Source organism: Synechococcus sp. HK01-R (assembly GCF_014217855.1).
Taxonomy (GTDB): domain Bacteria; phylum Cyanobacteriota; class Cyanobacteriia; order PCC-6307; family Cyanobiaceae; genus Synechococcus_C.
Window position 1 is genome coordinate 2,243,825 of sequence record NZ_CP059059.1, and the last position, 26,171, is coordinate 2,269,995.

The 26,171-nt window shown below is 62.4% G+C and carries 28 protein-coding genes and 1 pseudogene; 19 read left to right on the forward strand and 10 right to left on the reverse strand.

Annotated elements, in window-relative coordinates:
• Positions 1-12: 12 nt before the first annotated feature.
• Genes H0O21_RS12015 through H0O21_RS12035 form a run of 5 tightly spaced genes read right to left on the reverse strand, consistent with a single transcriptional unit; the run spans position 13 to position 7,683 of the window.
• Positions 13-606, reverse strand: coding sequence for a triacylglycerol lipase (locus H0O21_RS12015; RefSeq protein WP_185189811.1), 594 nt, complete (start codon positions 604-606; stop codon positions 13-15).
• Positions 606-992, reverse strand: coding sequence for a dihydroneopterin aldolase (gene folB / locus H0O21_RS12020; RefSeq protein WP_131456462.1), 387 nt, complete (start codon positions 990-992; stop codon positions 606-608). Before folB ends, H0O21_RS12015 begins: the two co-directional genes overlap by 1 nt.
• Positions 989-2,302: a glutamate-5-semialdehyde dehydrogenase gene (locus H0O21_RS12025; protein WP_370523054.1), complete on the reverse strand. Its 1,314-nt coding sequence runs from the start codon at positions 2,300-2,302 to the stop codon at positions 989-991. The genes folB and H0O21_RS12025 overlap by 4 nt, the downstream gene beginning before the upstream one ends.
• A 25-nt stretch (positions 2,303-2,327) precedes the next feature.
• Positions 2,328-3,245 (reverse strand): ROK family protein, encoded by a 918-nt coding sequence (locus H0O21_RS12030; RefSeq protein WP_185189812.1) that lies wholly within the window; start codon positions 3,243-3,245, stop codon positions 2,328-2,330.
• A 28-nt stretch (positions 3,246-3,273) separates the two neighbouring features.
• Positions 3,274-7,683, reverse strand: a complete 4,410-nt coding sequence (locus H0O21_RS12035; RefSeq protein ID WP_255441025.1) for a translocation/assembly module TamB domain-containing protein — start codon at positions 7,681-7,683, stop codon at positions 3,274-3,276.
• Positions 7,684-7,743: 60 nt separating this feature from the next.
• Between H0O21_RS12035 and H0O21_RS12040 the strand changes: the two genes are divergently transcribed.
• From H0O21_RS12040 to H0O21_RS12090, 11 genes are all read left to right on the forward strand, one after another.
• Entirely contained in the window at positions 7,744-8,175 is a 432-nt protein-coding gene (locus tag H0O21_RS12040) for a Ycf51 family protein (protein WP_131593166.1), read from the forward strand.
• Positions 8,172-8,603, forward strand: a complete 432-nt coding sequence (locus H0O21_RS12045; protein ID WP_185189813.1) for a DUF4332 domain-containing protein — start codon at positions 8,172-8,174, stop codon at positions 8,601-8,603. The genes H0O21_RS12040 and H0O21_RS12045 overlap by 4 nt, the downstream gene beginning before the upstream one ends.
• 68 nt (positions 8,604-8,671) lie before the next feature.
• On the forward strand, positions 8,672-8,950 hold the full coding sequence (locus H0O21_RS12050) for a hypothetical protein (RefSeq protein WP_185189814.1): 279 nt from the start codon (positions 8,672-8,674) through the stop codon (positions 8,948-8,950).
• Positions 8,940-10,598 (forward strand): CocE/NonD family hydrolase, encoded by a 1,659-nt coding sequence (locus H0O21_RS12055; protein ID WP_185189815.1) that lies wholly within the window; start codon positions 8,940-8,942, stop codon positions 10,596-10,598. The genes H0O21_RS12050 and H0O21_RS12055 overlap by 11 nt, the downstream gene beginning before the upstream one ends.
• A 40-nt stretch (positions 10,599-10,638) precedes the next feature.
• Positions 10,639-11,403 carry a DUF3887 domain-containing protein gene (locus H0O21_RS12060; protein ID WP_185189816.1) on the forward strand — a complete coding sequence of 255 codons (765 nt, stop codon included), beginning with the start codon at positions 10,639-10,641 and terminating at the stop codon, positions 11,401-11,403.
• A gap of 79 nt (positions 11,404-11,482) precedes the next feature.
• Complete coding sequence (gene glgB, locus H0O21_RS12065; protein ID WP_185189817.1) at positions 11,483-13,795, forward strand: 1,4-alpha-glucan branching protein GlgB; 2,313 nt, start codon at positions 11,483-11,485, stop codon at positions 13,793-13,795.
• A gap of 81 nt (positions 13,796-13,876) precedes the next feature.
• Positions 13,877-14,935, forward strand: coding sequence for a uroporphyrinogen decarboxylase (hemE, locus tag H0O21_RS12070; protein WP_185189818.1), 1,059 nt, complete (start codon positions 13,877-13,879; stop codon positions 14,933-14,935).
• Positions 14,936-14,946: 11 nt separating this feature from the next.
• Positions 14,947-15,954 carry an NAD(P)-dependent oxidoreductase gene (locus H0O21_RS12075; protein ID WP_185189819.1) on the forward strand — a complete coding sequence of 336 codons (1,008 nt, stop codon included), beginning with the start codon at positions 14,947-14,949 and terminating at the stop codon, positions 15,952-15,954.
• A gap of 26 nt (positions 15,955-15,980) precedes the next feature.
• Positions 15,981-16,340 carry a plastocyanin gene (gene petE, locus H0O21_RS12080; RefSeq protein WP_131456444.1) on the forward strand — a complete coding sequence of 120 codons (360 nt, stop codon included), beginning with the start codon at positions 15,981-15,983 and terminating at the stop codon, positions 16,338-16,340.
• Between the two features lie 217 nt (positions 16,341-16,557).
• Positions 16,558-16,884, forward strand: coding sequence for a c-type cytochrome (locus tag H0O21_RS12085; RefSeq protein ID WP_370523115.1), 327 nt, complete (start codon positions 16,558-16,560; stop codon positions 16,882-16,884).
• A complete protein-coding gene (locus H0O21_RS12090; protein ID WP_185189821.1) occupies positions 16,881-17,087 on the forward strand; it encodes a Nif11-like leader peptide family natural product precursor in 207 nt (68 codons plus the stop codon). Before H0O21_RS12085 ends, H0O21_RS12090 begins: the two co-directional genes overlap by 4 nt.
• Position 17,088: 1 nt before the next feature.
• Here H0O21_RS12090 and H0O21_RS12095 read toward each other — a convergent pair whose 3' ends face one another.
• Complete coding sequence (locus tag H0O21_RS12095) at positions 17,089-17,295, reverse strand: hypothetical protein (protein ID WP_131456438.1); 207 nt, start codon at positions 17,293-17,295, stop codon at positions 17,089-17,091.
• Positions 17,296-17,447: 152 nt separating this feature from the next.
• On the opposite strand from H0O21_RS12095, the gene clpB reads away from it, so the two are divergent.
• Entirely contained in the window at positions 17,448-20,048 is a 2,601-nt protein-coding gene (gene clpB, locus H0O21_RS12100; protein ID WP_185189822.1) for an ATP-dependent chaperone ClpB, read from the forward strand.
• A gap of 1 nt (position 20,049) precedes the next feature.
• Here the strand turns inward: clpB and H0O21_RS12105 are convergent, their stop codons facing one another.
• Positions 20,050-20,529: a 6-carboxytetrahydropterin synthase gene (locus tag H0O21_RS12105; protein ID WP_185189823.1), complete on the reverse strand. Its 480-nt coding sequence runs from the start codon at positions 20,527-20,529 to the stop codon at positions 20,050-20,052.
• 66 nt (positions 20,530-20,595) lie between these two features.
• Here H0O21_RS12105 and hisIE point away from each other — a divergent pair, with 66 nt between their 5' ends.
• Complete coding sequence (hisIE, locus tag H0O21_RS12110) at positions 20,596-21,279, forward strand: bifunctional phosphoribosyl-AMP cyclohydrolase/phosphoribosyl-ATP diphosphatase HisIE (protein ID WP_131456432.1); 684 nt, start codon at positions 20,596-20,598, stop codon at positions 21,277-21,279.
• Here hisIE and H0O21_RS12115 read toward each other — a convergent pair.
• Positions 21,179-21,898 (reverse strand): peptidase, encoded by a 720-nt coding sequence (locus H0O21_RS12115; protein ID WP_255441026.1) that lies wholly within the window; start codon positions 21,896-21,898, stop codon positions 21,179-21,181. The genes hisIE and H0O21_RS12115 overlap by 101 nt on opposite strands.
• A complete protein-coding gene (locus H0O21_RS12120) occupies positions 21,895-22,386 on the reverse strand; it encodes a DUF2214 family protein (RefSeq protein ID WP_185189824.1) in 492 nt (163 codons plus the stop codon). Before H0O21_RS12120 ends, H0O21_RS12115 begins: the two co-directional genes overlap by 4 nt.
• Before the next feature lie 282 nt (positions 22,387-22,668).
• Here H0O21_RS12120 and H0O21_RS12125 point away from each other — a divergent pair, with 282 nt between their 5' ends.
• The 5 genes from H0O21_RS12125 (at position 22,669) to H0O21_RS12145 (ending at position 25,409) form a co-directional block, all read left to right on the forward strand.
• Positions 22,669-23,595 (forward strand): RNA polymerase sigma factor RpoD/SigA, encoded by a 927-nt coding sequence (locus tag H0O21_RS12125; RefSeq protein WP_185189825.1) that lies wholly within the window; start codon positions 22,669-22,671, stop codon positions 23,593-23,595.
• Between the two features lie 237 nt (positions 23,596-23,832).
• Complete coding sequence (locus H0O21_RS12130) at positions 23,833-24,204, forward strand: YkvA family protein (RefSeq protein ID WP_185191030.1); 372 nt, start codon at positions 23,833-23,835, stop codon at positions 24,202-24,204.
• On the forward strand, positions 24,201-24,542 hold the full coding sequence (locus tag H0O21_RS12135; protein ID WP_131593135.1) for a hypothetical protein: 342 nt from the start codon (positions 24,201-24,203) through the stop codon (positions 24,540-24,542). Before H0O21_RS12130 ends, H0O21_RS12135 begins: the two co-directional genes overlap by 4 nt.
• Positions 24,543-24,582: 40 nt before the next feature.
• Entirely contained in the window at positions 24,583-24,846 is a 264-nt protein-coding gene (locus H0O21_RS12140) for a hypothetical protein (RefSeq protein ID WP_185189826.1), read from the forward strand.
• Positions 24,847-24,854: 8 nt separating this feature from the next.
• On the forward strand, positions 24,855-25,409 hold the full coding sequence (locus tag H0O21_RS12145) for a phosphate-starvation-inducible PsiE family protein (RefSeq protein ID WP_255441027.1): 555 nt from the start codon (positions 24,855-24,857) through the stop codon (positions 25,407-25,409).
• Here the strand turns inward: H0O21_RS12145 and H0O21_RS12150 are convergent.
• Positions 25,372-25,941 (reverse strand): annotated as a pseudogene (locus H0O21_RS12150) (Nif11 domain/cupin domain-containing protein); the annotation flags it as partial. The gene H0O21_RS12145 and the pseudogene H0O21_RS12150 sit on opposite strands and share 38 nt — an antisense overlap.
• Here H0O21_RS12150 and H0O21_RS12155 point away from each other — a divergent pair.
• Positions 25,913-26,146 carry a DUF3136 domain-containing protein gene (locus tag H0O21_RS12155; RefSeq protein WP_185189827.1) on the forward strand — a complete coding sequence of 78 codons (234 nt, stop codon included), beginning with the start codon at positions 25,913-25,915 and terminating at the stop codon, positions 26,144-26,146. The pseudogene H0O21_RS12150 and the gene H0O21_RS12155 overlap by 29 nt on opposite strands.
• Positions 26,147-26,171 lie beyond the last annotated feature (25 nt).

The window sequence follows — 26,171 nt, forward strand, 5'->3', positions numbered from 1 at the left end:
ATTGTCTGTCACTTAATCGCCAAGAATGGTCTGCATCAGCATCGACAGCGCTAAGGGGTGCGCCATCAGCTGTTGATGGGTGAACACCGGCACCGCATGGCTAGCCCCCACGGGTAACACCGCCTGCCAACCTGGAAACACCATGGCATCCCAGCGGCAGTAAAAGCTGGTGCAGGAGAGAGAGGCGAGGGCGGAGCTGTCGGCGTTGAGCTGACGCAACAGAGCACTGCCGCGCTTCATGTCAGCCAGACCAGCGAACAGCCAGCGAGGAATCCACTGGGCCGTCAGTGTTCCCCGTTGGGGACTACCGACACTGATGAAACGCCGGCTTCGGCTGGCGCCACCCAGCTCCTGCAACCAGATGCGGCTGATGATCCCCCCCATGGAGAAACCAAGGATGTCGATGGGCTGCTCGGATCCCCAATGGGCCTGAATGTGCTGATCCAGATGGGAGGCCAGGGTGCGCAGAGGCACCGCCCCCAACCGATGGGGGAGGTGGGGGACCAGCAGTGGAACATGCGCACGATCCAGCTGCCCCACCAACCGATGAAAAAGATGAGGGGTATCCCAAAGCCCGTGCACCAGAACCAGTGGTCTGCGCTCCATCAGCTACCGACGCGCTCCGCGAACTCCGGCCAGCGCCGGTGACGTTCCACGGCAACGGTACCGGCAAATCCCGGAATCGGTGCCTTGCACTTGCGCAAGATCACGCGCATGGGCAGCAGGCCATAGAGCGCTTCCAGCTGCTCGAACACCTGCTCGCTGAAATGCTCAATCGTCTGACAGCGGAGACGGGTGGCCAGCTCCTGCACAGCCTTCACCGCCAGGCTGTAATCGGCGGTGGCCGCAAGATTGTCAGAGCTGGCTGCCCGGTGAAGATCAACAAGCAGGGTGAGATCGAGGCTGAACCACTGACCATGGAGACGCTCCTGCTCCAACACTCCGACATGCGCCCAGACGCGCAGATCCTGGATGTGAATGGCGTCGTTCACGCAGCCAGATCGCGATGGCTGAAGCAACGACGGCCTTCAGCGAAATCAGCGGCGATGTGGCCATCACCGCGCAAGCGGTAGCGGTAAGTCACCAACCCCTCAAGCCCCACCGGTCCACGCGGTGGCAGGGTCTGGGTGCTGATGCCCACCTCGGCCCCAAAGCCATAGCGGAAGCCGTCGGCGAATCGAGTCGAACAGTTGTGATACACCCCAGCACTGTCGACAGCCCGCAGGAACCGTTCGGCTGTCGCCGTATCCGTGCTCGCAATCGCTTCAGTGTGCCTGGAGCCATAACGACGGATGTGCTCCAGAGCGTCCTCCAGATCGCTGACCACCTTCACCGCCAGAATCAGGTCAAGATATTCACGGCCCCAGTCGTCCTCGCTGGCGGCGTCTTCGACGCCGAGAGCCTGGCTACGGGCATCACCGAGTAGGCGCACCCCTGCAGCGCGGAAGGCGGGGATCGCCTCGGCAAGGAAGGCCGGGGCGCTGTCTTGATGGACCAACAGCGTCTCGATCGCATTGCAGGCGGCGGGGTACTGCGTCTTGCTGTCGATCGCAATGCGCAGTGCCTGAGTCATGTCCACCTGAGCATCGACGTACAGATGGCAGACGCCATCGGCATGGCCCAGGACGGGAATACGCGTGTTGTCTTGAATGAAACGAACCAGCTCATTGCTGCCGCGGGGAATGATCAGATCCACCAGGCCATCGAGCCTGAGAAGCGCCAGGCTCTCCTGACGGGTGGTGAGCAGAGCGAGGGCATCCTCCGAGACAGCGCTGGTGACGAGGCCATCCTTCAAGGCTTCGATCACAGCACGGTTGGTGCGGTTGGCTTCACTGCCCCCCTTGAGGATCGCCCCATTGCCGGAACGAATGGCCAGAGACGCGATCTGAATCACCGCATCAGGACGCGCTTCGAAGATCACCCCAAGCACGCCAAGGGGCACGCTGACCCTCTCCAGCACCAGGCCATCGTCGAGCTCGCGATGGAGTTGACGCACCCCGAGTGGGTCCGGGAGACCGGCCACCTGACGCACGCCTTCAATCGCCCCTGTCAGCTTGCCTGAATCAAGCTTGAGACGAGCCATCAGGGCGGGAGCCAGCCCCTCGGCCGAGGCCTGCTCCAGATCCTCCCGGTTGGCAGCGACGATCCGATCGGCATGCCGTTCGAGGGCGTTGGCCATCGAGGCCAAGGCATCCTGGCGCTGATGGTCCTCGGTCTGACCGAGGAGCGTGGACGCCTGACGCACGCCCGTGGCCAGCCTCAGCAGGTCGGCGCTGGGTTCGGGCACAGCCACTGTGGTCATGATCGCGAACAGATGCTGCTGTGCATCATCCCGTCTGGAGGGAAGCGTCCTTGCCCAGCAAGCGATCGATCGCCAACCGGGCCGCCCCCAAGCGGCCTGCACCATTGCCCAGCTGACAAGCCAGGATCTCCAAACCCTCTCGGCTCACGGCCTGGACCCTGGTCTCCACCTCGGCACGAACGGCCGGCAAGAAATGCACCGCCGCGGCCGCCAGGCCGCCGCCCAACAGCACCCGTTGGGGAGTGAAGAGGTAAACCAGCGAACTGATCCCTACGCCGAGCGTGCATCCATAACGCGCCCAGACCGCCAAGGCCTCAGGATCTCCAGCGTTGGCCAGATGGTTCAGCTCCTCTGGGTCCCCGTCCCAGAGCCGTCGCAGCGCCGCAATGCTGGCGTACTGCTCCAGCGATCCCCGATTGCCGCTGTTGCAGGGGGGGCCATCGGGATTGAGGCCGATCAACCCCGGTTCTGCCGCAGCCCCGTGGTGACCAGTGAAGAGGGAGCCGTTCAGCATCACACCACCACCGACTCCTGTCCCCAGGGTTAGGAGCACCACATCACCGCACCCCCGGGCCGCCCCCAGCCAGGCCTCGCCCACAAGGGCGCAATTCCCATCGTTGGCCAAGGTGACACGCCGCTGCAGTCGGGGCTCCAGCCAATCGGCCAAGGGCACATCGAGCCATCCAGGCAAGTTGATACACACGCGAGCGACCCGGGCTGCAGCATCCATCGGTCCGGGCAGCCCGATCCCCACCACCCCCGCCAGGTGATCAGGATCAAGCTGCTCGATGGCTTCGCACAAGGCCATGCACACAGCACCGGGCACTGCGGGCTGAGGAGTGGCGATGCGCTGTTGGGCCAGACGTTGCCCACTGCGATCAAAACGGGCGAGCTTGATCCCCGTACCGCCCAGATCGATGCCGATCACCTGGTCGCCGTTCATGGTCTGCCCCCCATTGCAGAACAGCTCCTCAGAAACGGAAAAACAGCTGCATCTGGCTTTGCCAGGTGCCCTGACTGTCGACCGAGCCGGAAAGACTCATGTTGGGATTGATCTGATACGACAGTGTGCCCTGGGGAGGGATGTCGTTGCGATTGGGAGCTGCCAGCACCGAGAAGTTGAAGCGATCGGTGATGTCGACTCCTAAGTCGGTGACGACGGCCAGCTGGGGGGGAACACGACCAGAGATCCGCTCCTGGTTGTCCTGCACCTCGGGGGTGACATAGGTGGGGTAGAGGGCGAACTGCAGACGCTGACTGAAGGCATCGGTGAGCGATCCGATCACTGGCGACAGCAAGGACTGACCCAGAACGGCGGCCAGGGCAGCACCACCGCCAGCCCCCGAGAGTCCGGCCAGTGAATTGCCACCGATCAGACCGAGCAGCTGGGTCTTCGGCATCGGTGGCGAACTGCGCAGATCGATCGAATCGGCGAGCCGATCGGCCGGGCCTGATGCGGTCAGCATCACCTTCACCAAACGCAGCTGACCACCGGCCCCCAAGGCCCCGGCGCCATTGGTATCGAAGACATTGGTGGATACCGCATTGCTGCCGGTTCCAACACTGATGCTGTCGGAGACCCGGCTGTTCAGAGCAACATCCACGTAGGGGATCAGACCGAGCGACGGGGTAAACACCGCAACGTTCGGGGAGCGTCGATCGAGATTGAAGGTGGTGGTGAACAGCGAGACGCGCCCGGAGAGGAGTTGCACCACCCCGCGAAGCTGAAGGCTGGGGTCCAGGGCACCATTGAGGGTGAGCAGACCCGCGGTACTGAAACTGGCGACAGGCTCCACCGTGACCCGCAGCTTGGGACCGAGTCGAAGACGGAAGTTGGCAAAGCTCACGGCAGGAATGCTGGGCAGAGCGGCCCTGAGCGAACGACTGCTGCTGGCCTCGACGTCGGGACCGAGAAGCACCAGAGGCTTCTGGAAGTTCCAGTTCTCCTCCAGCAGGGTGTCGGCCGAGACCGGCGGGCCGACGCTGACGACCGCTCCGAGGTCGGCACCAACAGGCTTCACGAACATCGAGCGAGCCGGTTTAACAACCCCGTCATCAACCGTGAGATCACCGGAGAGTTGGGGTTGGATCAGGGCCCCGCTCACCTTCAGATCAGCCGCCACGGCCACATCGGCGATCGGCAACTGGATTCGGGCCTTCTGAAGGGAGAGCGTCAGGGGCTTGGGCTCAGGCGAAGGAGAGAACAGGGCCAGGGCCCCTTGCCCAAGCAACTGACCCTGGGCACCGATTCGCGCCTTCAGCGATTGCACTTCCAGCCGGTTGAAATCAAAAACGATTTCGGTGTTCAGATCACTGATCACCTGCTTCTGCAACGTGAAGCGGCCCTGATTCACTAGCAGGAAGCCATTCGCCTGGGGCGCAGACAAGCTGCCGCTGAGCAGAAGGCGCAAATTGGAATCCCCAGCTGTCCAAGCGATCTGGTCATCGGTGAATCCCGTGAGGAAACGCAGGGCATCGCCACGACTCACCACGCGCACATCGAGGGGTTGATCGGGTGCGAACGGCACCTGGCCGGTCACGGTCACCGCTTCCTGAGCACCAGTGCTGCGCAGGGCCAGATCAAGGCGGAGGCCCTCAGCCGCCAGGATCACCTGGCCACGCTCGAGGTTGAGGGCATAGCGACCAACCTTGGCATCCTCAAGCTCAAGGTTGGTGCTGAGCTCCGGCAAGCCTTGTCCAAGGCGGTAACGGCCTTTCAGTCCGAGGGCGCCCTGCAAAGCGGGGGGCACCGGCGCCACCAAGGCCAGCAGGCTGAAGGGCAGGTGATCAAGAGAAAAGCTGCCTTCCCCGGTCTGCAACGGCCCCTGGATCGTCGCAACGAAGGGCTTGATTTGCAGAGCCCGATCCTGGTCATCGCCCTCAACCCAGAGGTGCCCACGAGCCTTGAGATCCAGGTCGAGCTTCGCAAGACTTTGGCCTTGCAGTTGGATCACGGCATCCACCTGACCACGCAGATCCTCGGGATGAAAGGAGCTGTCGTTCCGGCGAGCCTGTTCCTGTTGCTGCAGAGTTTCGCGACTCTCGCGGAGCGCACGCAGCTGACCATCGAGAGAACCTCCGAAGGTGTTCACCAAGAGGGTGCCCAGATCACTGGCCCGCCCCCGGGCGGGGGGTAAGTCCTCGTTGAGCTGAGGCAGGCTGAGGGCCCCGGCGGTGAGCCAGCGCATGCTGAGTCCCCGGGCCTGCAGCTCGGCAGCCAGCCCACCCCCGAGTCGTCCCTTGGCCTTGAGCAACATCTGACCGCTATCGGGCGGAAGCAGCTCGCCGCTGACCAGGTAATTCCTGTTGTCGTACTGGAGCTGCAGACGGGCCTGTCGCAACTGCAGGCCCATCAGGCCCGGGTAGCGGAGGGTGAGATCACCGGCCATCGCCAATGGCTGGAGACCAACACTGCCCTGGCCATCCAAGCGGCCGTAGAGCCCTTCAAAGCGTCCTTTAGGAGGCAAGGCCAGTTCCAGGCCATCCAGGCTCAGGCCCCTGGCCTGCCAGCGATAGGCAGCCGGGGTGCCATCGAGCACCAGCTCGCCGTTGCGTCGGGTCAGCAGCACCCGACGTGGCAACCAGTTGCGACCGAGGGTTGCTTCCAAGCTGCCTGGGAGAACAGACCCAACCGAGGCCATGCGCAGACGTCCACCGCCACCGGACACACCCTCAAACCGCCCTTGCCAAGTTTCCAGCAGTCGCAGCGTGCCGGCCCTGGGATCCTCAAGCCTGAGCTGGAGATTGGGCTGGAGCGCCGTCAGGGGGCCATGGACCTCACCAAAAGCCGAGAGGCTGCCGTCCATGGGCGTGCCCAGGATTGGACCGACCCTGGCGAGAGGGAAGGCATCGAGGCGCAACTGGGCTGCCAGGGACCCCAACTTGAGGCCGCCACGGCCAAGAGCCAGGGGCAGCGTCGCTTGGGCCTGAAGCAAGGGGCTCTGGAAATCACGCAGCTGCAGCGCTGATCGGGCAGCACTCCAGTCGGCCTGAAGCGACCAACGCTCCAACAGTGGATTGCGGGCCTGCTCCAGCTGAAGCGAAAGGGCCGGGCTTTGCGTGGCACCTGTGAGGGCCAACGAACCGTTGAGGGGGGCTTGGGTACCAAGCAGTTCTGGGACCAGCGGGAGCTGTTTCCAGGCCTCACCAGCCAGCTGCAGCTGCTGACTGCGGATCGCCAACCGGGGATAGAGGGCACCGCTCAGACGAACGGCCACACCTGGGCCCTGGACGGCCAGACGCTCCAGCCGAGCCGTGGGTGCCTTGGCCTGACGCCAGTCGGCACTGAGGGCAAGGGTCAGATCGAGAGCATCGGCCAACGGAACACTCTCAGGGAGTGCCCAGCGGCCAGCAAGCTGAAGACGGGGCTGACGCCAAGGCCCATTGAGCCTGGCCTTGAGGTTGCGGTCATGCCCCGGTTCCCTCAGGCTCGCGCTGAGGTCGAACGAACGGTTCAGATCGACGCGGCCAGCCAGACGGGCGCGATAGCTGCCGTAACGCCACTCGCTGTTGGGCAAGAACAACCGCTGACCTCGACAGGTGAGGCGCCACTGCGGATTACGCAGGGGTTCGGGAAGGGGCTTGCCCTGCACCTCAAAGTCCACCAACGTCAGGCCTCCCTGACAGCCGGCCCGGCCCTGGCGCCAGCTCAAACGCAGATCAGCCCCCAGTTGTCCGCGAAGACGCAGCGGCAAACCAGGAGGCAGCACCCCCTCGAAGGGTGCCAGTCGAACCCGCTCCAACCGAGTCTGCAGATCAAATTCGGGGTTCACCCAGCGCCCGCGTCCTTTAAGGGACACCCGGCCCTGGTCTGGAAGGGTGACACCAAGGGCCAAGTCGGCCCAGCTTTCTGCCAGATGCACCGTGCCCCTCCCCGAGGCCCGAAGCACAAGACCAGCGGGTTGAACCGCCAAGCGCGCCGGATCGAGCAAACGAACCTTGAGGTCCAAGTTTGGTGGCGCCCCGCCGGTGGAGGGACCAGGCACCCAATAGACCCCCTGGGCATTCCGCCTGAGCTCCACCCTCGCTCCCCGCAAACTGAGGGTGGCCACCGGACGCCAGCGACGCAGGCTGGCCAGAGGGTCGATCTGAACGGTGAGGGACGTGAGCGAAGCCCGAGATTGATCCTTAGGTCCCGGCAGGACCTCTGAAGGACCAATCGCCAAGCCCCATGGCCTTAAACCCTTGTAAGCACCAATGCGTAATGGATGTCCCAGGGGCTTGGAGAGCTGGGCTTCCAATCCGGGCTTGACCCGGTCAAATACTTCAGCAGCGATCCGGTCGAGCGCAATCCAGGTCAGGCCACCCCCCGCAAGGAGCAGAAAGCCACCCCGCAGACACGAGCGGGACAGAGTCTGCGTTGTGACACCACGCCCCTCCAACGCTGCAGACTCCCCGGGCGAGTGCGCAAAATAACTCCCTCGCCCCTGATTCACCAGCCCATGTCTCTCCCCGATCTACTTCAACGATCCATTGTTTGGCTGGCCTGGGGAGGCCTGGGCTTTGGGGTGCTCACCGTGGTGGCTTTTCTGGCGGGCTGGGGGCTGCGCTTCCGTCTGGTGGGGGTCACAAGCTTCACCCTGCTGCTGGCAGTGAGCTGCTGGGCCTTTAGCGTCAGCTACACACCGCCTGTACGGATTGAAGGTGCCGTACGGGTGCCGGTCGTGTTCGACAACGGCGATGACCTGGTGGTGGCCCAGGCACCGGCCACCATGCCAATCGAGGCCATCGAACCCACCCTCGCCCAACTGGCCGCCAATTTGCGCAGCAACGGCCGCAGTAGTCAGAGCGTCGTCATTCGTCTCCGGCAGCTACAGGCGGCGGGTGAGGGCAGCAGCACGCCTGTGTTGCTGGGCAAGGTGGTGGTGGAATGAGCACTGGCGGTGGTGCCGAGCCAAGGGGCGACAGCATTCCGCTGGCGGCATTGCCCGCCAGCTTCCGTGATGAACAGAAGGCGCTCAACGCTGCTGGAATCGCGAGCTGGGATGGTGTTCGGACCCTCGATGAGCTGCAGCTGAGTCGCCTGGCCCGCAGCGGACGGGCAACGGCACGGAATCTCCGCCGACTGCAAGGCATGGCCGTCCTGATTTGTGACTTGGACCTCGCCCCTGCCGATGCAGCCCTGTTGCTGCATGCCGGGGTGGCCACGGTGTCGGCACTTGCCGCATCGACACCCCAAGATCTGGTCACCCGCACCGGTCGTCTCGAGCGGCAACTGCGCAGCGGACGTCCTCCTGTGGTGGACCTGCCCACGGCGCAGCGCTGGATCCAACGGGCGAAGCACTGGCAAACGACGAACTGACCCTGGGGTGCTGCGCTGCACGGCCCAACCGGTATCAAATGAATCAAGTCAATGGAGGAGGCACCACCATGCGGCACCTCTTTCTTCCTCTAACGCTCAGCGTCGCCTTGCTGGGGGTTGCCCCAGCCCTTCGGGCTCAACAATCCAGCCTGCTCGAAAGCGTCAAGCGCAACCCACAGGAAGCCCGATCCCTCTGCAACCAATTCAAGGCACTGAACGCACAGGGCGTGTCCGCCACCTCGCCACAGGCGATCAGCAACTTGGCGAAGCAGCGCAGCCTCACGCGTCAGGATGCTGAGATTCTGGCCACCTATGTGATCGGCCTTTACTGCCCGGATGTGCGCTGATCAGCCCCTATTTCGGCGGCGCAGCGACTGCTCCCTCTTAACCCCCGACGGGATCCGTCTTCAAGCCTCCCTCTGGCGCCCCCTGGGGGAGGGTCCCTGGCCTGCTCTGTTGATGCGCCAGCCCTACGGAAGGGCGATCGCTTCCACGGTCACCCTGGCGCACCCCCAGTGGTGGAGCGAGCAAGGTTTTCTGGTGATGGTGCAGGACGTTCGCGGGCAGGGGGAATCGGAGGGGCACTTCGGTGGGTTCGGCCAGGAGGCCGCAGACACCGCCACCACCCTGCGCTGGCTGCGTAGCCACCCGAATTGCAACGGCCGCATCGGCCTCTACGGCTTTTCTTATCAGGGGTTCACCCAACTGGTGGCCGATGAGGTCACCGAACCGCCCGACTGCCTGGCACCGGCAATGACGGGCCTTGATGAGAGGGAGCACTGGAGTTGTGAAGGTGGCGCTCACTGGTGGCATCTCGGCCTGGGCTGGGGATTACAGCTGGCTGCCCTGCAGGCGGCCCGGCGGGGCGATCGCCAGGGCTGGCAGACGATTCGTCAGTCCCTCGAGAGCGGACGCTATCTCGCGGAAGGACTGAGCTTGTTGGAGGAGCATGACCCCCATGGCATGGCCCTGCGCTGGTTCCAGAGCGATCCAGAAGAGCGACACGTCTGGCCCCGGCACACCGCTCCCAGGGACTGGCTGGCGCAACCGATGCTGATCATTGGGGGGTGGTGGGACCCCCATCTCCGCGGCTGTCTGAACCTGATGGAACGCAGCCTGGCGGCCGGTGGCCAGCCGGAACTGCACATCGGCCCAGCCACGCACCTGCAGTGGTGGCCAGCCGTGCAGGAGCTCCATCGGCGCTTCTTCCAACGCCACCTGCAAGAACAGACCGGCGTCTGCAACGCGTCAGCGCCAAAGGAGCCGCGCTTGCAGCTCTGGGATCAACGGCTTGAGCGCTGGAGTGGTTGCCAGAACCCAGCCCCCCAGGGCGGCCACTGGCAGCTGGAGGGCAGCGGGCTGAGCTGTCATGACCCCCTCGCGGGTCGGCTCCTGCCACAGACCGGCCAGCGCAACGATGCGAACCGCTCCGACGTTGAACCAGCCAATGCGAACGCATCGATGGTGATGCTTGTTCACGACCCCTGGCGTCCAGCACCCGCTGTCGGTGGACACCTCAGCCCAACGCCTGGGCCATGCGAGCGCGGCTCGCAGGATGCCCGCAGCGATGTGGCCACCTTTACAAGCTTGCCCCTGCAGGAGGATTGTCTACTGCGAGGCTTTCCGGTGCTCGAGCTGAACGCCTGGGCCGATCAGGAGGGGTTTGACCTCTGCGCCGCCCTCTCTGTGATCCCGGTGGCCAGCGAAGCGGTGCAGCAACTGAGCACCGGCGTGCTGCGCCAGAGGGGTGAACAAGCCCTGCAACCAAAGACGCTGCGGGTGCAGCTACAGCCGCTGGAAGCCGAACTCCAAGTAGGGGATCGCCTGAGGATCTCCCTGGCGGGAGCAGCCTGGCCTGCGATTGCGATCAATCCCGGCCACACCAATTCAGCCTGCGGCGCCCCGGACCCACACTGCCGAGTGATCAGCATCGCCATCGATGTCGCAGGAGCATCGCTGCGATTTGCGCCGCTCCTCTTCCCCCCGTTGCCCTAAACCTCCGGCAAACTGGGCCCCAGGATCGCTCGCCAACATCGTGAACACCGCCGCCTGCCTGCTCGCCCTCGCCCTCAGCGGCCCCCTGGCGGCCGTGCTGCCAAGCGGCGCAACGTTGGCTCAGAGCAAAACAGCCGTTGCGCAGACCGTTGCGCAGACCACCCCGGCACCGACCACCAGCCTGACGGCGACCCAGGCCAACGAAGCAGCCCGGACCCTTCTAGAAGCCATCAAGACCAAAGACGGCCAAGCGATCTACCAAGGGCTCTCAGATCCCCTGCGCAACAGCACCACAACAGAAGCGGTGCAGCAGCGGATGAACCGCTCACCCAAAGTCAGCTCCTACCGGATCAGCGAGATCTCCCGCGGGATCGATGACACCACCGTGGAAGCTTTCGCCGTGGTGGAGACCCGCAAAGGAGAGGTTCCCCTGCTGCTCGTGCTCGATGACAGCGGCAAGTTGGTGGCCTGGAAGTGGGTCGGCACCACCCTGCCGATCGAGACCACGGCCCTCAAGTTTGTGAACGATCTGAAAGCAGGCCGCTGGATTGAAGCCCGCTACTACCTCGACCTCGATTTCCAGAAGGAGCTCAGCCCCCAGGATCTGCAGCGCAAGTGGACCAAGCTGTCGAGCACCCTCGGCGGCGTGCAGACGATCAAGAGCGCCCTCGTGGCAAGCCAGGGCGGTGAACAGCAACTGGTGCTGGTGACGATTCAGTTCGGCAAGGTCACCGACAACCTGTTCGTGATCTTCAACCGCCAGGGGCGGATCATCAACGTCGACTTCTCCTCAGATCTGGTCTGATCCGGATCAGGACACCAGCACGAACGGTTCTGCTCCGTTTTTTCCGCTTAAGCTCCCGCCCAATCAAGCGTCTGCCGGAATGACCAGCACAGTTCTCGACTGGATGGTTGAGGACGCTCAGCGTCTTGCCGAGTGCCGACACGACCATCCCTTTGCTGTGCTTGGTCCTCAGCCTCTGCAGGACGGCAGCTGGGTGGTGAGGGTGTGGATGCCAGAGGCGCGGTCGGTGACCCTGCTGGCGGGGGGCCAGGAGGTCCCCACACAGACGCCCCACCACCCCTGGATCTTTGAGGCGTCCCTGAGCCATGACCCAGGGTGCAGCTACACGGTGCGTGTCGAGCGGGGAGAGATCACCCACGAACAGCACGATCCCTGGGCCTTCCGTGATGAGTGGATGGGAGAGATGGATCGCCATCTCTTTGCCGAGGGCAACCATCACCACATCTGGCGGCGTATGGGTGCCCACCGCACAGCGCGCAACGGCATCGACGGGGTGATGTTCTGCCTCTGGGCCCCTCATGCCCGCAGCGTGAGTGTGATCGGTGACCTCAATTCCTGGGATGGACGCCACCACCCCATGCAGCAGCGACTGGGAGGGATCTGGGAGCTCTTCGTTCCCGGTCTGTCCGAGGGACAGCTTTACAAATACGAAATTCGCACCCAGGAGGGCCACTGCTACCAGAAGGCTGATCCCTACGGTTTCCAACACGAGGTACGCCCGGCCACCAGTTCTGTGGTGAGCCACCTGGATGGCTTCCACTGGAGCGACGGCAGCTGGATGCAGCAGCGCGACAGCCGCAATGCCCTTGATCAGCCGATTGCGGTGTATGAAATGCACCTCGGCAGCTGGATCCATGCCTCCGCGGAGGAGCCCTTCATTGAGCCCGATGGCTCAGCTCGTGCTCCAGTGCCCGCAGCAGATCTCAAGCCGGGTGCCCGCCTCCTCACCTATCCGGAACTGGCGGATCGCCTGATCCCCTACGTGAAGGAACGGGGCTTCACCCACATCGAACTGATGCCCATCACCGAGCATCCCTTCGATGGCTCCTGGGGATATCAGGTCACCGGCTGGTACGCCCCCACCAGCCGCTACGGCACACCGGATGAGTTCCGTGCCTTCGTGGATCGCTGCCATGCCGAAGGCATTGGCGTGATCATCGACTGGGTGCCCGGCCACTTCCCGCGCGACAGCCACGGCCTCGCCTTCTTCGATGGCTGCCATCTCTATGAGCATGCCGACCCTCGCATCGGCGAACACAAGGAGTGGGGCACGCTGATCTTCAACTACAGCCGCAATGAAGTTCGCAACTTCCTTGTCGCCAACCTTGTGTTCTGGTTTGACCAGTTCCATATCGATGGCATTCGTGTGGATGCAGTGGCTTCCATGCTGTATCGCGACTACCTGCGGCCCGATGGTGAATGGCTACCGAACGAACATGGCGGCAGGGAAAACACTGAAGCGGTGCGCTTCCTGCAACAGGCGAACCACGTTCTGTTCCAGCACTTCCCTGGTGCCCTCTCCATCGCAGAGGAATCCACCACCTGGCCCATGGTGACCCAACCCACGGATATCGGTGGCCTGGGCTTCAACCTCAAATGGAACATGGGCTGGATGCACGACATGCTCGATTATTTCGAGCTGGATCCCTGGTTCCGCCAGTTCCACCAGAACAACATCACGTTCTCAATCTGGTACAACTACACCGAAAACTTCATGCTGGCTCTTAGCCACGATGAAGTGGTGCACGGCAAGAGTCATCTTCTCCACAAAATGCCTGGGGATGACTGGCAGAAATATGCAAATACACGAGCGCTGCTTGCTTACATGTGGACCCATCCCGGTAAGAAGACGATCTTCATGGGGATGGAATTCGGCCAGCGCGCCGAATGGAATGTGTGGGGTGATCTGCAGTGGGATCTTCTCCAGTTCGAACCCCATCAAGGCCTGCAGCGGATGGTTGGCGACCTGAATGCTCTTTACAAAGCCGAACCCGCGCTCTGGCGCGACGACTTTGATCAATACGGCTTCCAGTGGATCGACTGCAACGACAACCGTCATTCAGTAATCAGCTTCATGCGACGTGAAAGCGCTGGTGGCACTTGGCTGGTGGTGGTGGCCAACTTCACGCCCCAAAGTCATTCTCACTACCGAGTGGGTGTTCCCATCGCCGGTTTCTACGAGGAGATCTTCAACACCGATGCGGCCCAATACGGGGGCAGCAATATGGGCAACATGGGCGGCAAGCCCACCGATGAATGGGGCATCCATGGCTACGACAATTCCCTGGATCTCTGCCTGCCGCCCCTGAGCTTGATGGTCTTCCGTCACGACCCAAAGCGGAGTCTCATCTCCGCCACCGATGAGGCAGCAGGGTCGTCCGCCTCCGTGTGACGAACACCCCGGACTGACCCGGAGCGCTTGCGATCTCGGCGGTTCTCTCAGGTAGGTTGCCGTCTTCACCTTGACGCATTCATGAGCGACTCACTGCCCCTGCTGCTCCGTGCCGCCCGCGGCGAGTCAGTCGATCGTCCCCCGGTCTGGATGATGCGCCAGGCAGGGCGTTACATGAAGATCTATCGGGACCTGCGTGATCGTTATCCCAGCTTCAGGGAGCGCTCCGAGAACCCTGATCTCTCCTACGAGATCTCGATGCAGCCGTTCCACGCCTTCAAGCCTGACGGCGTGATCCTGTTCTCCGACATCCTCACGCCCCTACCCGGCATGGGGATCGATTTCGACATCATCGAGAGCAAAGGTCCGCAGATCGGTGACCCGATCCGCACGATCGAGCAGGTCAACGCCCTGCGCCCCCTCAACCCTTCCGAGTCGATGCCCTTCGTCGGCGAGGTGCTCGGCAGGTTGCGTCAGAGCGTTGGCAATGAGGCAGCGGTGCTGGGTTTCGTCGGAGCTCCGTGGACCCTGGCCGCCTACGTGGTGGAAGGCAAGAGCAGCAAGAACTACGCGGTGATCAAGGCCATGGCCTTCCGCGAACCCGACATTCTTCACAAGCTGCTGGATCATTTCGCCGAGTCGATCGCCACCTACCTGCGCTATCAGATCGATTCCGGCGCCCAGGTGGTGCAGATGTTCGACTCCTGGGCCGGCCAGCTCAGCCCCGCGGATTACGACACCTTCGCGGCTCCTTACCAGAAAAAAGTGGTCGATCTGGTCAAGCAGACGCACCCCGACACCCCCTTCATCCTCTACATCTCCGGCAGCGCTGGAGTGATCGAGCGGATGGCGCGCACGGGTGTGGACATCGTGTCCCTCGACTGGACCGTGGATATGGCTGAAGCCTTGGCCCGGCTCCCTGAGCACATCGGTGTGCAAGGCAACGTGGATCCAGGCCTGCTGTTCGGAACTCCCGCAGCTATCCGCGATCGGATCGACGATTGCGTGCGCAAGGCCCGTGGCCGGAAGCACATCCTCAATCTCGGCCATGGCATCCTGCCGGGTACACCGGAGGAAAACGGTGCAGCCTTCTTTGAGTCGGGTAAATCCGTGATGGATCGCCTCGGCGCGCTGGCCTGAGCACACCCTTTATGCCTGCCCGCATCCTGATCACCGGCGCCAGCGGCTGCGTCGGTCAGTACACCGCCGCCTGGTTGCTTGAGCACAGTGATGCGGAGCTGCTGCTCTGGCTGCGGGATCCCGGCAAGCTCACGGCGATCCGGAAGGACCACCCCAGGGTGCGCCTGCTGGTGGGAGATCTGAGGGAAACCGATCGCTTCGCCGCCGAACTGGCCAGCGTGACCCGTGTGATCCACACCGCAACGGCCTGGGGTGACCCGGAGCGGGCTCATCAAGTGAATGTGGTGGCCGTGAAGCGGATGCTGGCCCTGCTCAATCCGCTGCTGATCGAACAGATCACCTACTTCTCCACCGCGAGCATCCTCGACCGCCACCTGCGTCCTCTTCCTGAAGCTCTGGCCTACGGCACGGAATACATCCAAACCAAAGCGCAGTGTCTCCAGGACTTGGAACAGCATCCCCTGGCAAAGAAGATCGTTGCGGTGTTTCCGACCCTGGTGTTCGGGGGGCGCGTCGATGGCAGCAGTCCGTTTCCCACCAGCTACCTCACCGAAGGGCTGGCCGAAGCGAGCCAGTGGTTGTGGTTGGCGCGCTGGCTCCGAGCTGACGCCAGTTTCCACTTCATCCATGCCGCCGACATCGCTGCCATCTGTGGCCATCTGGCCACCACCCCCCACGGCCCCAATCCTGAGCCGGGCCAAGGCCCCGTGCGCAGGATCGTGATGGGGCAGCAGGCCATCAGCGTGAATGAAGCGGTCGCCACGCTCTGCCGTTGGCGCGGCGTGAGGCGCACCCCTGGAGTTCCGCTCTGGCCCTGGCTGATCGAAACTCTGATCCGCATCCTGCCGATCGAGGTGAATGCCTGGGACCGCTTCTCGATCCGCCAACGGCACTTCATCCATGATCCCGTGAGTCAGCCGGAGCGCTTTGGAGAACGCAGCCATGGGCCAAATCTGACGACTGTGTTGCAAGACAGCGGGCTGCCGCAGCGTGGAAGGCCCAAACCAGCGTTAAAGTGATTCCCACAACACGATCTAAAACCGTCATGGTTCAACGCTTGCGTTCACTTCTCTCGGCTTGCTTTGCTCTGCTGCTGGTTCTCGGCCTTGGTGTTGCCTCCGTCAACGCGGCCACCGTTGAGGTGAAGCTCGGCTCCGATTCCGGCATGCTCGCTTTCGAGCCCAGCACCGTCACCATCAAAGCTGGCGACACCGTCAAGTTCGTTAACAACAAGATGGCCCCCCACAATGCCGTCTTCGACGGTCATGATGAGCTGAGCCACTCCGATCTCGCTTTCGCTCCCGGCGAATCCTGGGAAGAGACCTTCAGCACCGCTGGCACCTACGACTACTACTGCGAGCCCCATCGTGGTGCTGGCATGGTTGGCAAAGTGATTGTTGAGTGATTGCACTCTTCCGTCCTTGAGATTCTCCACAGGGGATCTTCAAGCTCTGATTTGAAAAATCATCCAAACCCGACCCAATGCTTTTGCTATTGGGTCGGGCTTTTTTTTTCGCGGAAGCTGGATAGGGTGAGCTGAGAGACCCCTCCCCGCCGTGCACGAGCCTGGTCGCTGGATCGCATGGACCATCAGCGTGTGCCTCAGCCTTTGGTTCGGCCTGCTGGTTGAGGCACCGGTCTTGGCAGTCACGACCAGCAGTATCGAACTGACAGGCGATCGTGAGAACGGTGCTCAGCTATTTGCCGCCAACTGCGCCGGCTGTCACATGGGTGGAGGCAATGTGATTCAGGCCAACCGCACCCTCAGCCTTGAGGATCTTCAGTCCCACCTGGAGGCCTACAGCGAAGACCGTCTCGGGGCGATTGAGTATCAGATCGAATACGGACGCAATGCGATGCCTGCCTATGAAGGCAAGCTCACGGACCAACAGATTGCTGATGTGGCGTCCTACGTGGAAGAGCAAGCGGAACGGGGTTGGCAACGATGAGCCGCAAAGCCCTCAAGGATTTTGTTCACGCCGTTGAACACAGTGCAGCGCTCAGACGCGAACTGCATGCCATCAGCGCCACAAGCGACCTACTCGAACTCGCTCATCGCTGGGGCTTTTCGATCAATCAACAGGATCTCGACGAGGACGAACGTTGCGATGCCCTTCAGGGCTGGTTTGAAGCCAGCAGGATCAGGCGTTAACTCAGCGACAGCGTTCAAGCACCGCGAGGTAAAGCGCTTCATCCACCTCGCGGATGTCGTATTCAGTGGGCATCGCACCGTGGTGGTGCTCATGGACCACGGTCCAGCACATGCGCTCTAAATCCTGCGGTTGGGGTCCATAAAGCTCGTGAACTCGCGCTACGAGCGCTGTCACCAAGGCAGGATCCACTTCACTCCTCTCAGCCATTGCTGCTGACCTGCCACCCAACGCCTTCGGTTGACCCTACCCAGCGGGGCCGGTTTGCCGCAGCCTGCCGCGCAGACCGAACGGATCGGATCGGTTCTCCGCTCCCCAGGGCTTTCCTCCGTTCATACGGTTGATTCAGCAGAACCAGACCCATGCAACCCACGGCCGAACAGTTCACCGAAAAGGCCTGGGCCGCAATCCTTTCGGCCCAGCAGCTTGCCCAGAGTCGCCGCCATCAACAGCTGGAAACCGAACATCTGCTCTTGGCACTGCTGGAGCAGAACGGACTGGCCACGCGGATCCTCGAAAAGGCGGACGTTTCTCCCCCCGCCCTGCAAAACGCCGTTGACCTTCATCTCAGCCATCTGCCGGCCCTGCAGTCCCCTGCAGAGTCGGTGTACCTGGGCAAGGGCCTCAGCAACCTGTTGGAGCGGGCCGAGCAGCACAAGCAGAGTTATGGCGATCGCTACCTTTCGATCGAGCATCTGCTGCTCGCCCTCGCCGATGATGCCCGCTGTGGTCAACGGCTTCTCGAGCAGGCCGGAACCAATGCCAAAGCTCTCAAAACTGCCATTGATGCCGTGCGCGGCAGCCAAACCGTGAATGATCAAAACCCGGAGGGCACCTATGAATCCCTCGAGAAATATGGCCGTGACCTCACCGCCGCCGCCCGCGACGGCAAGCTCGATCCGGTGATCGGCCGGGATGAAGAGATTCGACGGACGATCCAGATTCTCAGCCGCCGCACCAAAAACAACCCGGTGCTCATCGGTGAACCCGGCGTCGGCAAGACCGCGATCGTGGAGGGGCTGGCCCAGCGGATTGTGAACGGCGATGTGCCCCAGGCCCTGCAGAACCGCCAGCTCATCGCCCTCGACATGGGCGCGCTGATCGCCGGTGCCAAATATCGCGGTGAATTCGAGGAGCGGCTCAAGGCTGTGCTCAAGGAGGTGACGACCTCCGAGGGCCGCATCGTGCTGTTCATCGATGAAATCCACACCGTCGTGGGAGCCGGCGCCACCGGCGGCGCCATGGATGCGAGCAACCTGCTCAAGCCGATGCTGGCCCGGGGCGAACTGCGCTGCATTGGTGCCACCACCCTCGATGAGCATCGCCAACACATTGAGAAGGATCCAGCCCTCGAGCGTCGCTTCCAGCAAGTGCTGGTGGATCAACCCACGGTGGAAGACACGATCTCCATCCTGCGCGGGCTGAAAGAGCGCTATGAAGTGCACCACGGCGTGCGCATCGCCGATAGCGCCCTGGTGGCCGCGGCCGTGCTCAGCAGCCGCTACATCGCCGACCGCTTCCTTCCCGACAAAGCGATCGACCTGGTGGATGAATCCGCCGCACGTTTGAAAATGGAAATCACCTCCAAACCGGAGGAGATCGATGAGATCGATCGCAAGATCCTGCAATTGGAAATGGAGAAGCTGTCTCTTGGCCGCGAATCGGATGCGGCCAGCCAAGAGCGGCTGGGGCGCCTGGAGCGGGAGCTAGCCGAGCTGGCCGAACAGCAGAGCAGTCTCAATGCCCAGTGGCAGCAGGAAAAGGGCGCCATCGATGAGCTCTCGGCCCTGAAGGAGGAGATCGAACGCGTACAACTCCAGGTGGAGCAAGCGAAGCGGAACTACGACCTCAATAAGGCCGCTGAACTGGAATACGGCACCCTGGCCAGCCTCCAGAAACAGTTGAGTGAGAAGGAAACGGCCCTCGCCAGCGACGAAGCGGGTGCTGGCAGTGGTGAGAAGTCGTTACTGAGAGAGGAAGTCACCGAGGACGACATCGCCGAGGTGATCGCCAAATGGACTGGAATTCCCGTCGCCAAGCTGGTGCAGAGCGAAATGGAGAAGCTGCTTGGTCTCGAAGACCAGTTGCATGAACGGGTCGTGGGCCAGCAGCAGGCGGTCAGCGCCGTTGCCGATGCGATCCAGCGCTCCCGGGCCGGCCTCAGCGACCCCCATCGACCGATCGCCAGCTTCCTCTTCCTCGGCCCGACCGGTGTGGGCAAGACGGAACTCTCCAAAGCTCTGGCGGCCCAGCTGTTCGACAGCGAGGACGCCATGGTGCGCATCGACATGTCGGAATACATGGAGAAGCACAGCGTCAGCCGCCTGATCGGTGCCCCTCCGGGCTACGTGGGCTACGAAGCAGGTGGTCAGCTCACAGAAGCAGTGCGCCGCCGTCCCTACGCGGTGATCCTGTTTGACGAGGTGGAAAAAGCCCACCCCGACGTGTTCAACGTGATGCTCCAGATCCTTGATGACGGGCGCGTCACCGATGGGCAAGGGCGCACGGTGGATTTCACCAATGCGGTGCTCATCCTCACCAGCAACATCGGCAGCCAGTCGATCCTCGATCTCGGCGGCGATGACAGTCAGCACAGCGAAATGGAACGCCGGGTGAACGAGGCCCTTCGCGGCCACTTCCGGCCCGAGTTTCTCAACCGTCTGGATGACCAAATCATCTTCCACAGCCTGCGCCGCGAAGAGCTGCGTCGGATCGTGAGCCTTCAGGTGGAGCGCCTGCGCCAGCGCCTTGGCGAACGCAAGCTGGGGCTGGCCATCAGCGAAGACGCCACCGACTGGCTGGCGAATGCCGGCTACGACCCGGTCTATGGCGCCCGGCCGCTCAAGCGCGCGATCCAGCGAGAGCTGGAAACGCCGATTGCCAAAGCAATCCTGGCGGGGCGCTACGGCGACGGCGGCACGGTGGATGTGGCCGTCGATCAAGAACAGTTGGTGCTGCGCTGAATCAGCTCGCTGTAGAGCTGAACCAACCTGGAAGCGCTTCATAGCAAGCCGCATTGGCCCGGTTCTCCCGGGCCTCCACCTTCCAGCAGCAGCTGCGACCGTGATCACGGTCGAGTAACAAAGCATTCGCCCAGCCCCAGAGCAGCTGGGCGCTGGCTTCCATGCCCACGTTCTCCATCACGCGTAGATCAAGGGCACCCAGCGCGTGCAAGCGCTCCCACTCAGGCAGCAGGGGGTCATCAGCATTGACCAGAAACGTGTGGTCGAACTGCTGGCGCAGTTGGGCCTCTAAGGGCCGCAGGCTGGAGAAATCCACCACAAAGCCATTGGCATCCAGCTCACGGGCTGAAAACCAGAAGGTGAAACTCCGGCTGTAACCATGCACGAAGCGGCAGTGCCCCTGGTGCTGCCACTGACGATGGCAGCAGGGATAGCCATCAAAGTGCTTACTGCAGGTGTATCCAGCGGGGGGCGACGACATCAGAACAGGAAAGGAATCGCACTGCGGGAGGATCTTCCTGTCTACATCTGCAGGCTCCCCGATCCGATGCAGCCTCCCTCCACCGCCTTCCTCGATCAGCTTCGCTTCAATGAAGCCGGTCTGATCCCCGCCATCGCCCAGGACTGGCTGGATGGTGCCGTGCTCATGCAGGCCTGGATGAACCGGGAGGCACTCGAGCGCAGCCTCTCAAGCGGAGAAGTGCACTACTGGAGCCGCTCGCGGCAGGAGCTCTGGCACAAGGGAGCCACCAGTGGCCACACCCAAAAACTCAAGGGAATGCGCTACGACTGCGACGCCGATGTGCTGCTACTCACAATCGAGCAGACCGGTGATGTGGCTTGCCACACCGGGGCGCGCAGCTGCTTCTATGACGACAGTTTCGGGCCCGGTGGCCGGTCAGCCAGCGGCGGTGGTGCCCAGGCGGAGCCACCGCCGGCGGATGTTTGCACGGAACTCATGCGCGTGATCGAAGGTCGGCGCGAGCAGCCCGAACCGGGGAGCTACACCAACAAACTGCTGGAGGGCGGCGACAACCGCATCCTCAAAAAGATCGGCGAGGAGAGCGCCGAATTCGTGATGGCCTGTAAGGACGACAACGCGTCCGAGATTGCCGGCGAAGCCGCAGACATCATTTTTCACCTGCAGGTGGCTCTCGCTCACCATGGGGTGAGCTGGCGCGAGGTTCAGCAGGTGCTGGCTGCCCGGCGCGGCGCCCCCAGGCGGGACTAGGCAGGCCAAAGCGCGTCGGCTGGAGCCGCAACCATTCCAAGGTGAGACGATCTCGCGCTGAGAGCTTCAACACCGGTGTCCCTCCCTGGTGCAGCGCCATCGCATCCCCAGGATCCGGACTATGCCCCCACAAACCGAAGCCATGGCCCAGCTCATGAAGCGCGGCGGCTTGGAGCACCGGCGCTCGCAACTCCGGGGACACCAACACGCGAACCTGGGGCTCCAGCCGCCACTCACCCTGCCGACGGGCCGCCACCACGTTCAACAGGCTGCGTCCATTGCTCGCCCTCCAGCCACTCGCCAACCTCCTCAACGGAGGACGACGGCGCTCAATGCGCAGATGAGCCCGATTTGGGTCTGTCACCCGCCGAATCGGCACGAGCTCTGACCAGCTGCCGATCGCGGCGTCCACAGCCGTCAGCCAGCGACGCTCCCAGCGATCAGGCTCTTGACCAAGAGCAGGTTCCACCCAGATGCACCAGAGGGGAAGGCTTGGTGGGCCTTCAACCGTGGTGGCCAGAGTATCGGCGTAGTCAACAGGAGCTGCTGCCCCAAAAGGCTGAAGCGTCACGTCCAGCACACGCAGTTCCTGCGCCGGGGGGCAGGGATCAGTCGTCATGCGGCGGGCAGACCGACCCCACGGGCCATCAACGTGGCCAACAGAGGCACCAGGGCAAATCCCACCAATTCCACATTGATGATCCAGCCAAGCCGCGTAGCAAGGGCCTCACTGACCTTGGGGAGCTCCCCTTTCCGCAGCGGGATGGCCCAGAGGATGTAGGTGACCGTGGGATACAGCGACAGAGCACCCACGCTCAGATACAGACCCACCTTCCACCAGAACAGGGGGTTCTCGGTGTAAAAGCTGCTGCCCTGCCCGAAATACAACACCCGCAAAATGCCACTCACCAGCAGCGCCAAGGCAGCAATGCCATAAACGATGTCGGTGATCACCATCGCTGTGGCCGCCCGCCGATCGGGATCAGGCCGCAACAATCGTCGCTCCACCACCAGGGCGGCGAAGCAGAGCATGAAGCTCAGGTAGTGCACATAGGCCACACCGGCGCTCTTGGCGATCTCGGGAATCAACAAGGTGGCCAGAGGCATGGGTTAGGCAGCGAAGAGGCCGACAGTAGCGACCCCGCTGGCCGCGACGCCGCCACCAAGGCGACAAGTGGGTGACAGCGAGGCGACAACCAAGCGATAACCGGAGATTCCACAACGGGAAGGCTGCAAAACAACAGCCAGGCAAACACAAAGAAAAGCGAAACTATGCAGCAATTCCGAATAACGCACAAAGCATAAAATCCGCACTCTTTATTACACCTCAACAGGGAAAAGCTTTTCGTTCTAGGTTCAAAAAACACCGGAGTCAACCTGGAGTTTCTGATGGTGAGTTCACTCAGTGCCTTCCTTGGAGAAATCGGACGACATCAACTGCTCACCCCAGAGCAAGAACTCACTCTCGGACGCAAGGTTCAGGCCATGGCGGCGATCACCGAGCGCTGCATGCTTGCTGGTGGTTCAGGCCCAGCCTGTGCTTACAGCGATGACGAAAAACGCACGATCAAACGTGGAGAGAAAGCCAAGAACCAGATGATCACGGCCAATCTTCGCCTTGTGGTGAATCTGGCCAAGCGCTACCAGGGCAAAGGGCTTGATCTGCTTGATCTCATCCAAGAGGGAACGCTTGGCCTCACCCGAGCCGTTGAGAAATATGACCCCACCCGTGGCCATCGCTTCTCCACCTATGCCTATTGGTGGATTCGCCAGGGCCTGAATCGCGCTCTTTCCACCCAAAGCCGCACGATTCGCATTCCTGTGAATGTGAATGAAAAGCTGACCAAACTGCGGGCCGCGAAGGCACGGCTGATGCAGCGCAATGGTCAACCCGCCAGCCCAGCCCAATTGGCCGAAACGATGAAGATTCCCCTCCCGGAAGTGGAGGATCTGCTCGCCTGTGAGCTGCGCAGCGTGACCGTAAGCCTGCAGGGAATCGTGAAATCAAAGGCCGATCCCTCCGAACTGGTCGATGTGCTTCCCAGCGATGAGCTGCCGCCGATGGAGCGGGCGGAGATCGCCGAACGCACCGCCTCAGCCTGGACGCTTCTTAAAAAAGCCAATCTCACCCCCAAGGAGCGGACGGTGGTAACGCTGCGCTTCGGACTGGATGGCAGCCACGAGTGGCGCACCCTCGCTGAGGTAGCTCGCCAGATGGGATGCAGCCGCGAGTATTGCCGCCAGGTGGTGCAACGGGCCCTGCGCAAACTTCGCAAGACCGGGATCCAGCAAGGCCTCGTGGAGAGCGGGTTCTAACCCAGGTCGGTTCCCCTCCCTCGCCACGGGGGGGCGCACAGCCCAAATTGGAATCAGATCCACGCATCCCTTGTGATGGCACAGTTTTTTGACGCGGGAGCCGCGAACGGAGGAGCTGCTGCAGGGCGATCGGTGAATGGCACTTTCATCAACAGCGAGGTCATCGACAGCGAGGTCATCGACAGCGAGGTCATCGACAGCGAGGTCATCGACAGCGAGGTCATCGACAGCGAGGTCATCGACAGCGAGGTCATCGACAGCGAGGTCATCGACAGTGAGGTCATTGACAGTGAGGTGATCGATGAGGGGGTGTTTCGCCGCCTGCTCCGCCGTGCTGGTCGAACCATCGCCCGTCCCGCTCTTGAAGCCCTGGAGTTGGTTCTCGACCCAGGCACGCCTCCACAAGTGCGTTTAACGATGGTGGCGGCGCTCACCTACCTGCTGCTCCCCACAGACCTGATTCCCGACCTGCTGCCCGTTGCCGGATTCAGCGATGATCTCGTAGCTCTCACGGCCCTGATCAGCTTGCACAGCAATCACGTCAGCGATGCCATCCGGCAGCGAGCACAACGCAAACTGGATCGCTGGTTCCCCAACGGTCGCCCATGAAGCGCTGGACCTCCGAGATCGAAACGGAACTCACCGTCCTCCTGAAGGACTGGCTGAAGCAGCAGGGACGCACCCAGGCAGATCTGCGGCGCAGCCTGCGAGCCAGCTCCACCCGCATGCCCGCCCTCATGGAGGTGCTGGAGCGAGAGCATCGGCTCGGTGGTATGCCCCGCCTCGCCGCGAGGCTCTGCGCGATTGAGGCTGAATGGAGCACCACAGCCCAAATGCAGAGCGGCCACGAAGCCTCCGGACGCTCGGATCTGGGCGGAGCAGACCCTGACCCCTTTGGACAGCTGGACCTCCTCCTTCAGGAGATCCGCGACGATCGCGTCAACTGAGCGGGATCAGCGGCAGGATGGGGCAAGTCACAGGTAAGTCGTGAGCCTGACCAACACCGCGATCACATCCAAGGGCCTGCTGCTCGGGTTGCTCTCAGGGCTCAGCCTTCTCGCCCCAGTGGAACTACGGGCCCAGACCGAAGGATGGCTTTTGGGTCCCAACAGCCGGACCGGGCAAAACAGCAAGGTGGTGCCCACTGATTGCGTCGAAGGCGCCGACGGTGCAGTCACTTGCAACACCAAGATCGTCAATCCCCCCGGCGACACCCCTGCCAAGCCCTACTACCAACCCTTCAGCAACTGACGAGACCCTTGACGCGCTCCAGTCGTCCCTTCCCTTCATTCCTGCACGCGGTCGACAGCGTTGAACGCATCGTGGCCAAAGTGCTGGCTGTGATCACCTGTGTGGTGATTGCCGCTTCGTTGCTGCAGCTCATCCAAAGGGTGGTTGTTTCCCTGCTCAACACCGGCAACACCTCCTGGCTGGGCGATGGTCTGATCAAAGTGCTCGGTGATCTCCTCACGGTGCTGATTGCCATCGAAGTGCTGCAGAACGTCACCAGTTATCTGCGCCGCCATGTGGTGCAGCTCGAGCTGGTGCTGGTCACGGCTCTCACCGCAGTCGCCCGAAAGGTGATCGTGCTGCCGGCGGGCTCGGAAGACAAACCGCAGCTCCTGGTCGGGCTGGGCGTGGCCTCGATTGCTCTTGCCGGTGCCTACTGGCTCGTCATGCGGGCGAGCAACCAACGACCGCTTCCGAGCGATCCTTCCACAGCAGAACCAACCAAAGCGTTCCTGGATCAGGATCCGTACGCTCAACGCGGTGTCGGCGGTGAGGCTCTAAGTAAAGCGAATCCCCCACGCTGAGATCCCGCAGCTCCTCGGGTCCCTCAAGCCGAATGGTGGCACTACCGCGAAGGACCACCAACCATTCATGCTCGTCCTGGTCATACCAGAAGCCTTGAGGGCTTGCTGCATCAGAGGAATGGATGGTTTGCAAACTCCAGTCAGGGCCTTGCTGAAGGGTTTGCACCACCTCCTCGCCCGCCGGTGGTGCAGACGATCCGAGCAGATTGTCTGTGCGATCCCCCACCGACTGTGGTGCATCACCCCAGCGCCTGCCGATTGCAAATCCCCAGGAGCTGGCCAACTGCACCACCTGGTTGTGATCCGTGCATGCTGCGAAGCGGGCCCGCCGTTCTGGATCCGTTTCTAGGCACGCCACCAGAGCGTTCAGTTGGTTCACCTTATGGAGAAACTGCTGCAAATCTGCTTCCGCCAAGCGAGGACCTCTATCCAACGCCGTGATCCTGGCAACAGACGAATCGATGCTGCTCCACTGAAAGTCATAACGATCTCGCGGATCCAAGATGACAGCCTCCAGCAGAACCCTGACCATTGGAGAACTGGAGGCAGGCTTCGCCAGCTACTGCCAAGCACTCAGGCGGCTGGTGTCCGAAGGACGTGATCTCCAAGCGATTCAACGCACGATCTGCTGGGATTATCTGGAGCGTCTGCACACCTGCCTTCCCCAGAGCTATCGCTCCCCGGTTGACCTGGTGCAGCGCTATCAGCGTGCCACCCTCGAAGCTGGCGCAAAATAATCCAATCAACTGATTGGACGAAGGC

Coding starts and splice junctions, on each gene's coding strand:
- H0O21_RS12095 (WP_131456438.1), bottom strand. CDS start 17,295: ATGGCTGAGAGGAGTGAAGTGGATCCTGCCTTGGTGACAGCGCTCGTA.
- H0O21_RS12135 (WP_131593135.1), top strand. CDS start 24,201: ATGAAGCGCTGGACCTCCGAGATCGAAACGGAACTCACCGTCCTCCTG.
- H0O21_RS12045 (WP_185189813.1), top strand. CDS start 8,172: ATGAGCACTGGCGGTGGTGCCGAGCCAAGGGGCGACAGCATTCCGCTG.
- H0O21_RS12055 (WP_185189815.1), top strand. CDS start 8,940: ATGTGCGCTGATCAGCCCCTATTTCGGCGGCGCAGCGACTGCTCCCTC.
- H0O21_RS12050 (WP_185189814.1), top strand. CDS start 8,672: ATGCGGCACCTCTTTCTTCCTCTAACGCTCAGCGTCGCCTTGCTGGGG.
- petE (WP_131456444.1), top strand. CDS start 15,981: ATGGTTCAACGCTTGCGTTCACTTCTCTCGGCTTGCTTTGCTCTGCTG.
- hemE (WP_185189818.1), top strand. CDS start 13,877: ATGAGCGACTCACTGCCCCTGCTGCTCCGTGCCGCCCGCGGCGAGTCA.
- H0O21_RS12025 (WP_370523054.1), bottom strand. CDS start 2,302: ATGACCACAGTGGCTGTGCCCGAACCCAGCGCCGACCTGCTGAGGCTG.
- H0O21_RS12115 (WP_255441026.1), bottom strand. CDS start 21,898: ATGACGACTGATCCCTGCCCCCCGGCGCAGGAACTGCGTGTGCTGGAC.
- H0O21_RS12040 (WP_131593166.1), top strand. CDS start 7,744: ATGTCTCTCCCCGATCTACTTCAACGATCCATTGTTTGGCTGGCCTGG.
- H0O21_RS12155 (WP_185189827.1), top strand. CDS start 25,913: ATGACAGCCTCCAGCAGAACCCTGACCATTGGAGAACTGGAGGCAGGC.
- H0O21_RS12120 (WP_185189824.1), bottom strand. CDS start 22,386: ATGCCTCTGGCCACCTTGTTGATTCCCGAGATCGCCAAGAGCGCCGGT.
- H0O21_RS12125 (WP_185189825.1), top strand. CDS start 22,669: ATGGTGAGTTCACTCAGTGCCTTCCTTGGAGAAATCGGACGACATCAA.
- H0O21_RS12075 (WP_185189819.1), top strand. CDS start 14,947: ATGCCTGCCCGCATCCTGATCACCGGCGCCAGCGGCTGCGTCGGTCAG.
- H0O21_RS12015 (WP_185189811.1), bottom strand. CDS start 606: ATGGAGCGCAGACCACTGGTTCTGGTGCACGGGCTTTGGGATACCCCT.
- clpB (WP_185189822.1), top strand. CDS start 17,448: ATGCAACCCACGGCCGAACAGTTCACCGAAAAGGCCTGGGCCGCAATC.
- glgB (WP_185189817.1), top strand. CDS start 11,483: ATGACCAGCACAGTTCTCGACTGGATGGTTGAGGACGCTCAGCGTCTT.
- H0O21_RS12105 (WP_185189823.1), bottom strand. CDS start 20,529: ATGTCGTCGCCCCCCGCTGGATACACCTGCAGTAAGCACTTTGATGGC.
- H0O21_RS12090 (WP_185189821.1), top strand. CDS start 16,881: ATGAGCCGCAAAGCCCTCAAGGATTTTGTTCACGCCGTTGAACACAGT.
- H0O21_RS12030 (WP_185189812.1), bottom strand. CDS start 3,245: ATGAACGGCGACCAGGTGATCGGCATCGATCTGGGCGGTACGGGGATC.
- hisIE (WP_131456432.1), top strand. CDS start 20,596: ATGCAGCCTCCCTCCACCGCCTTCCTCGATCAGCTTCGCTTCAATGAA.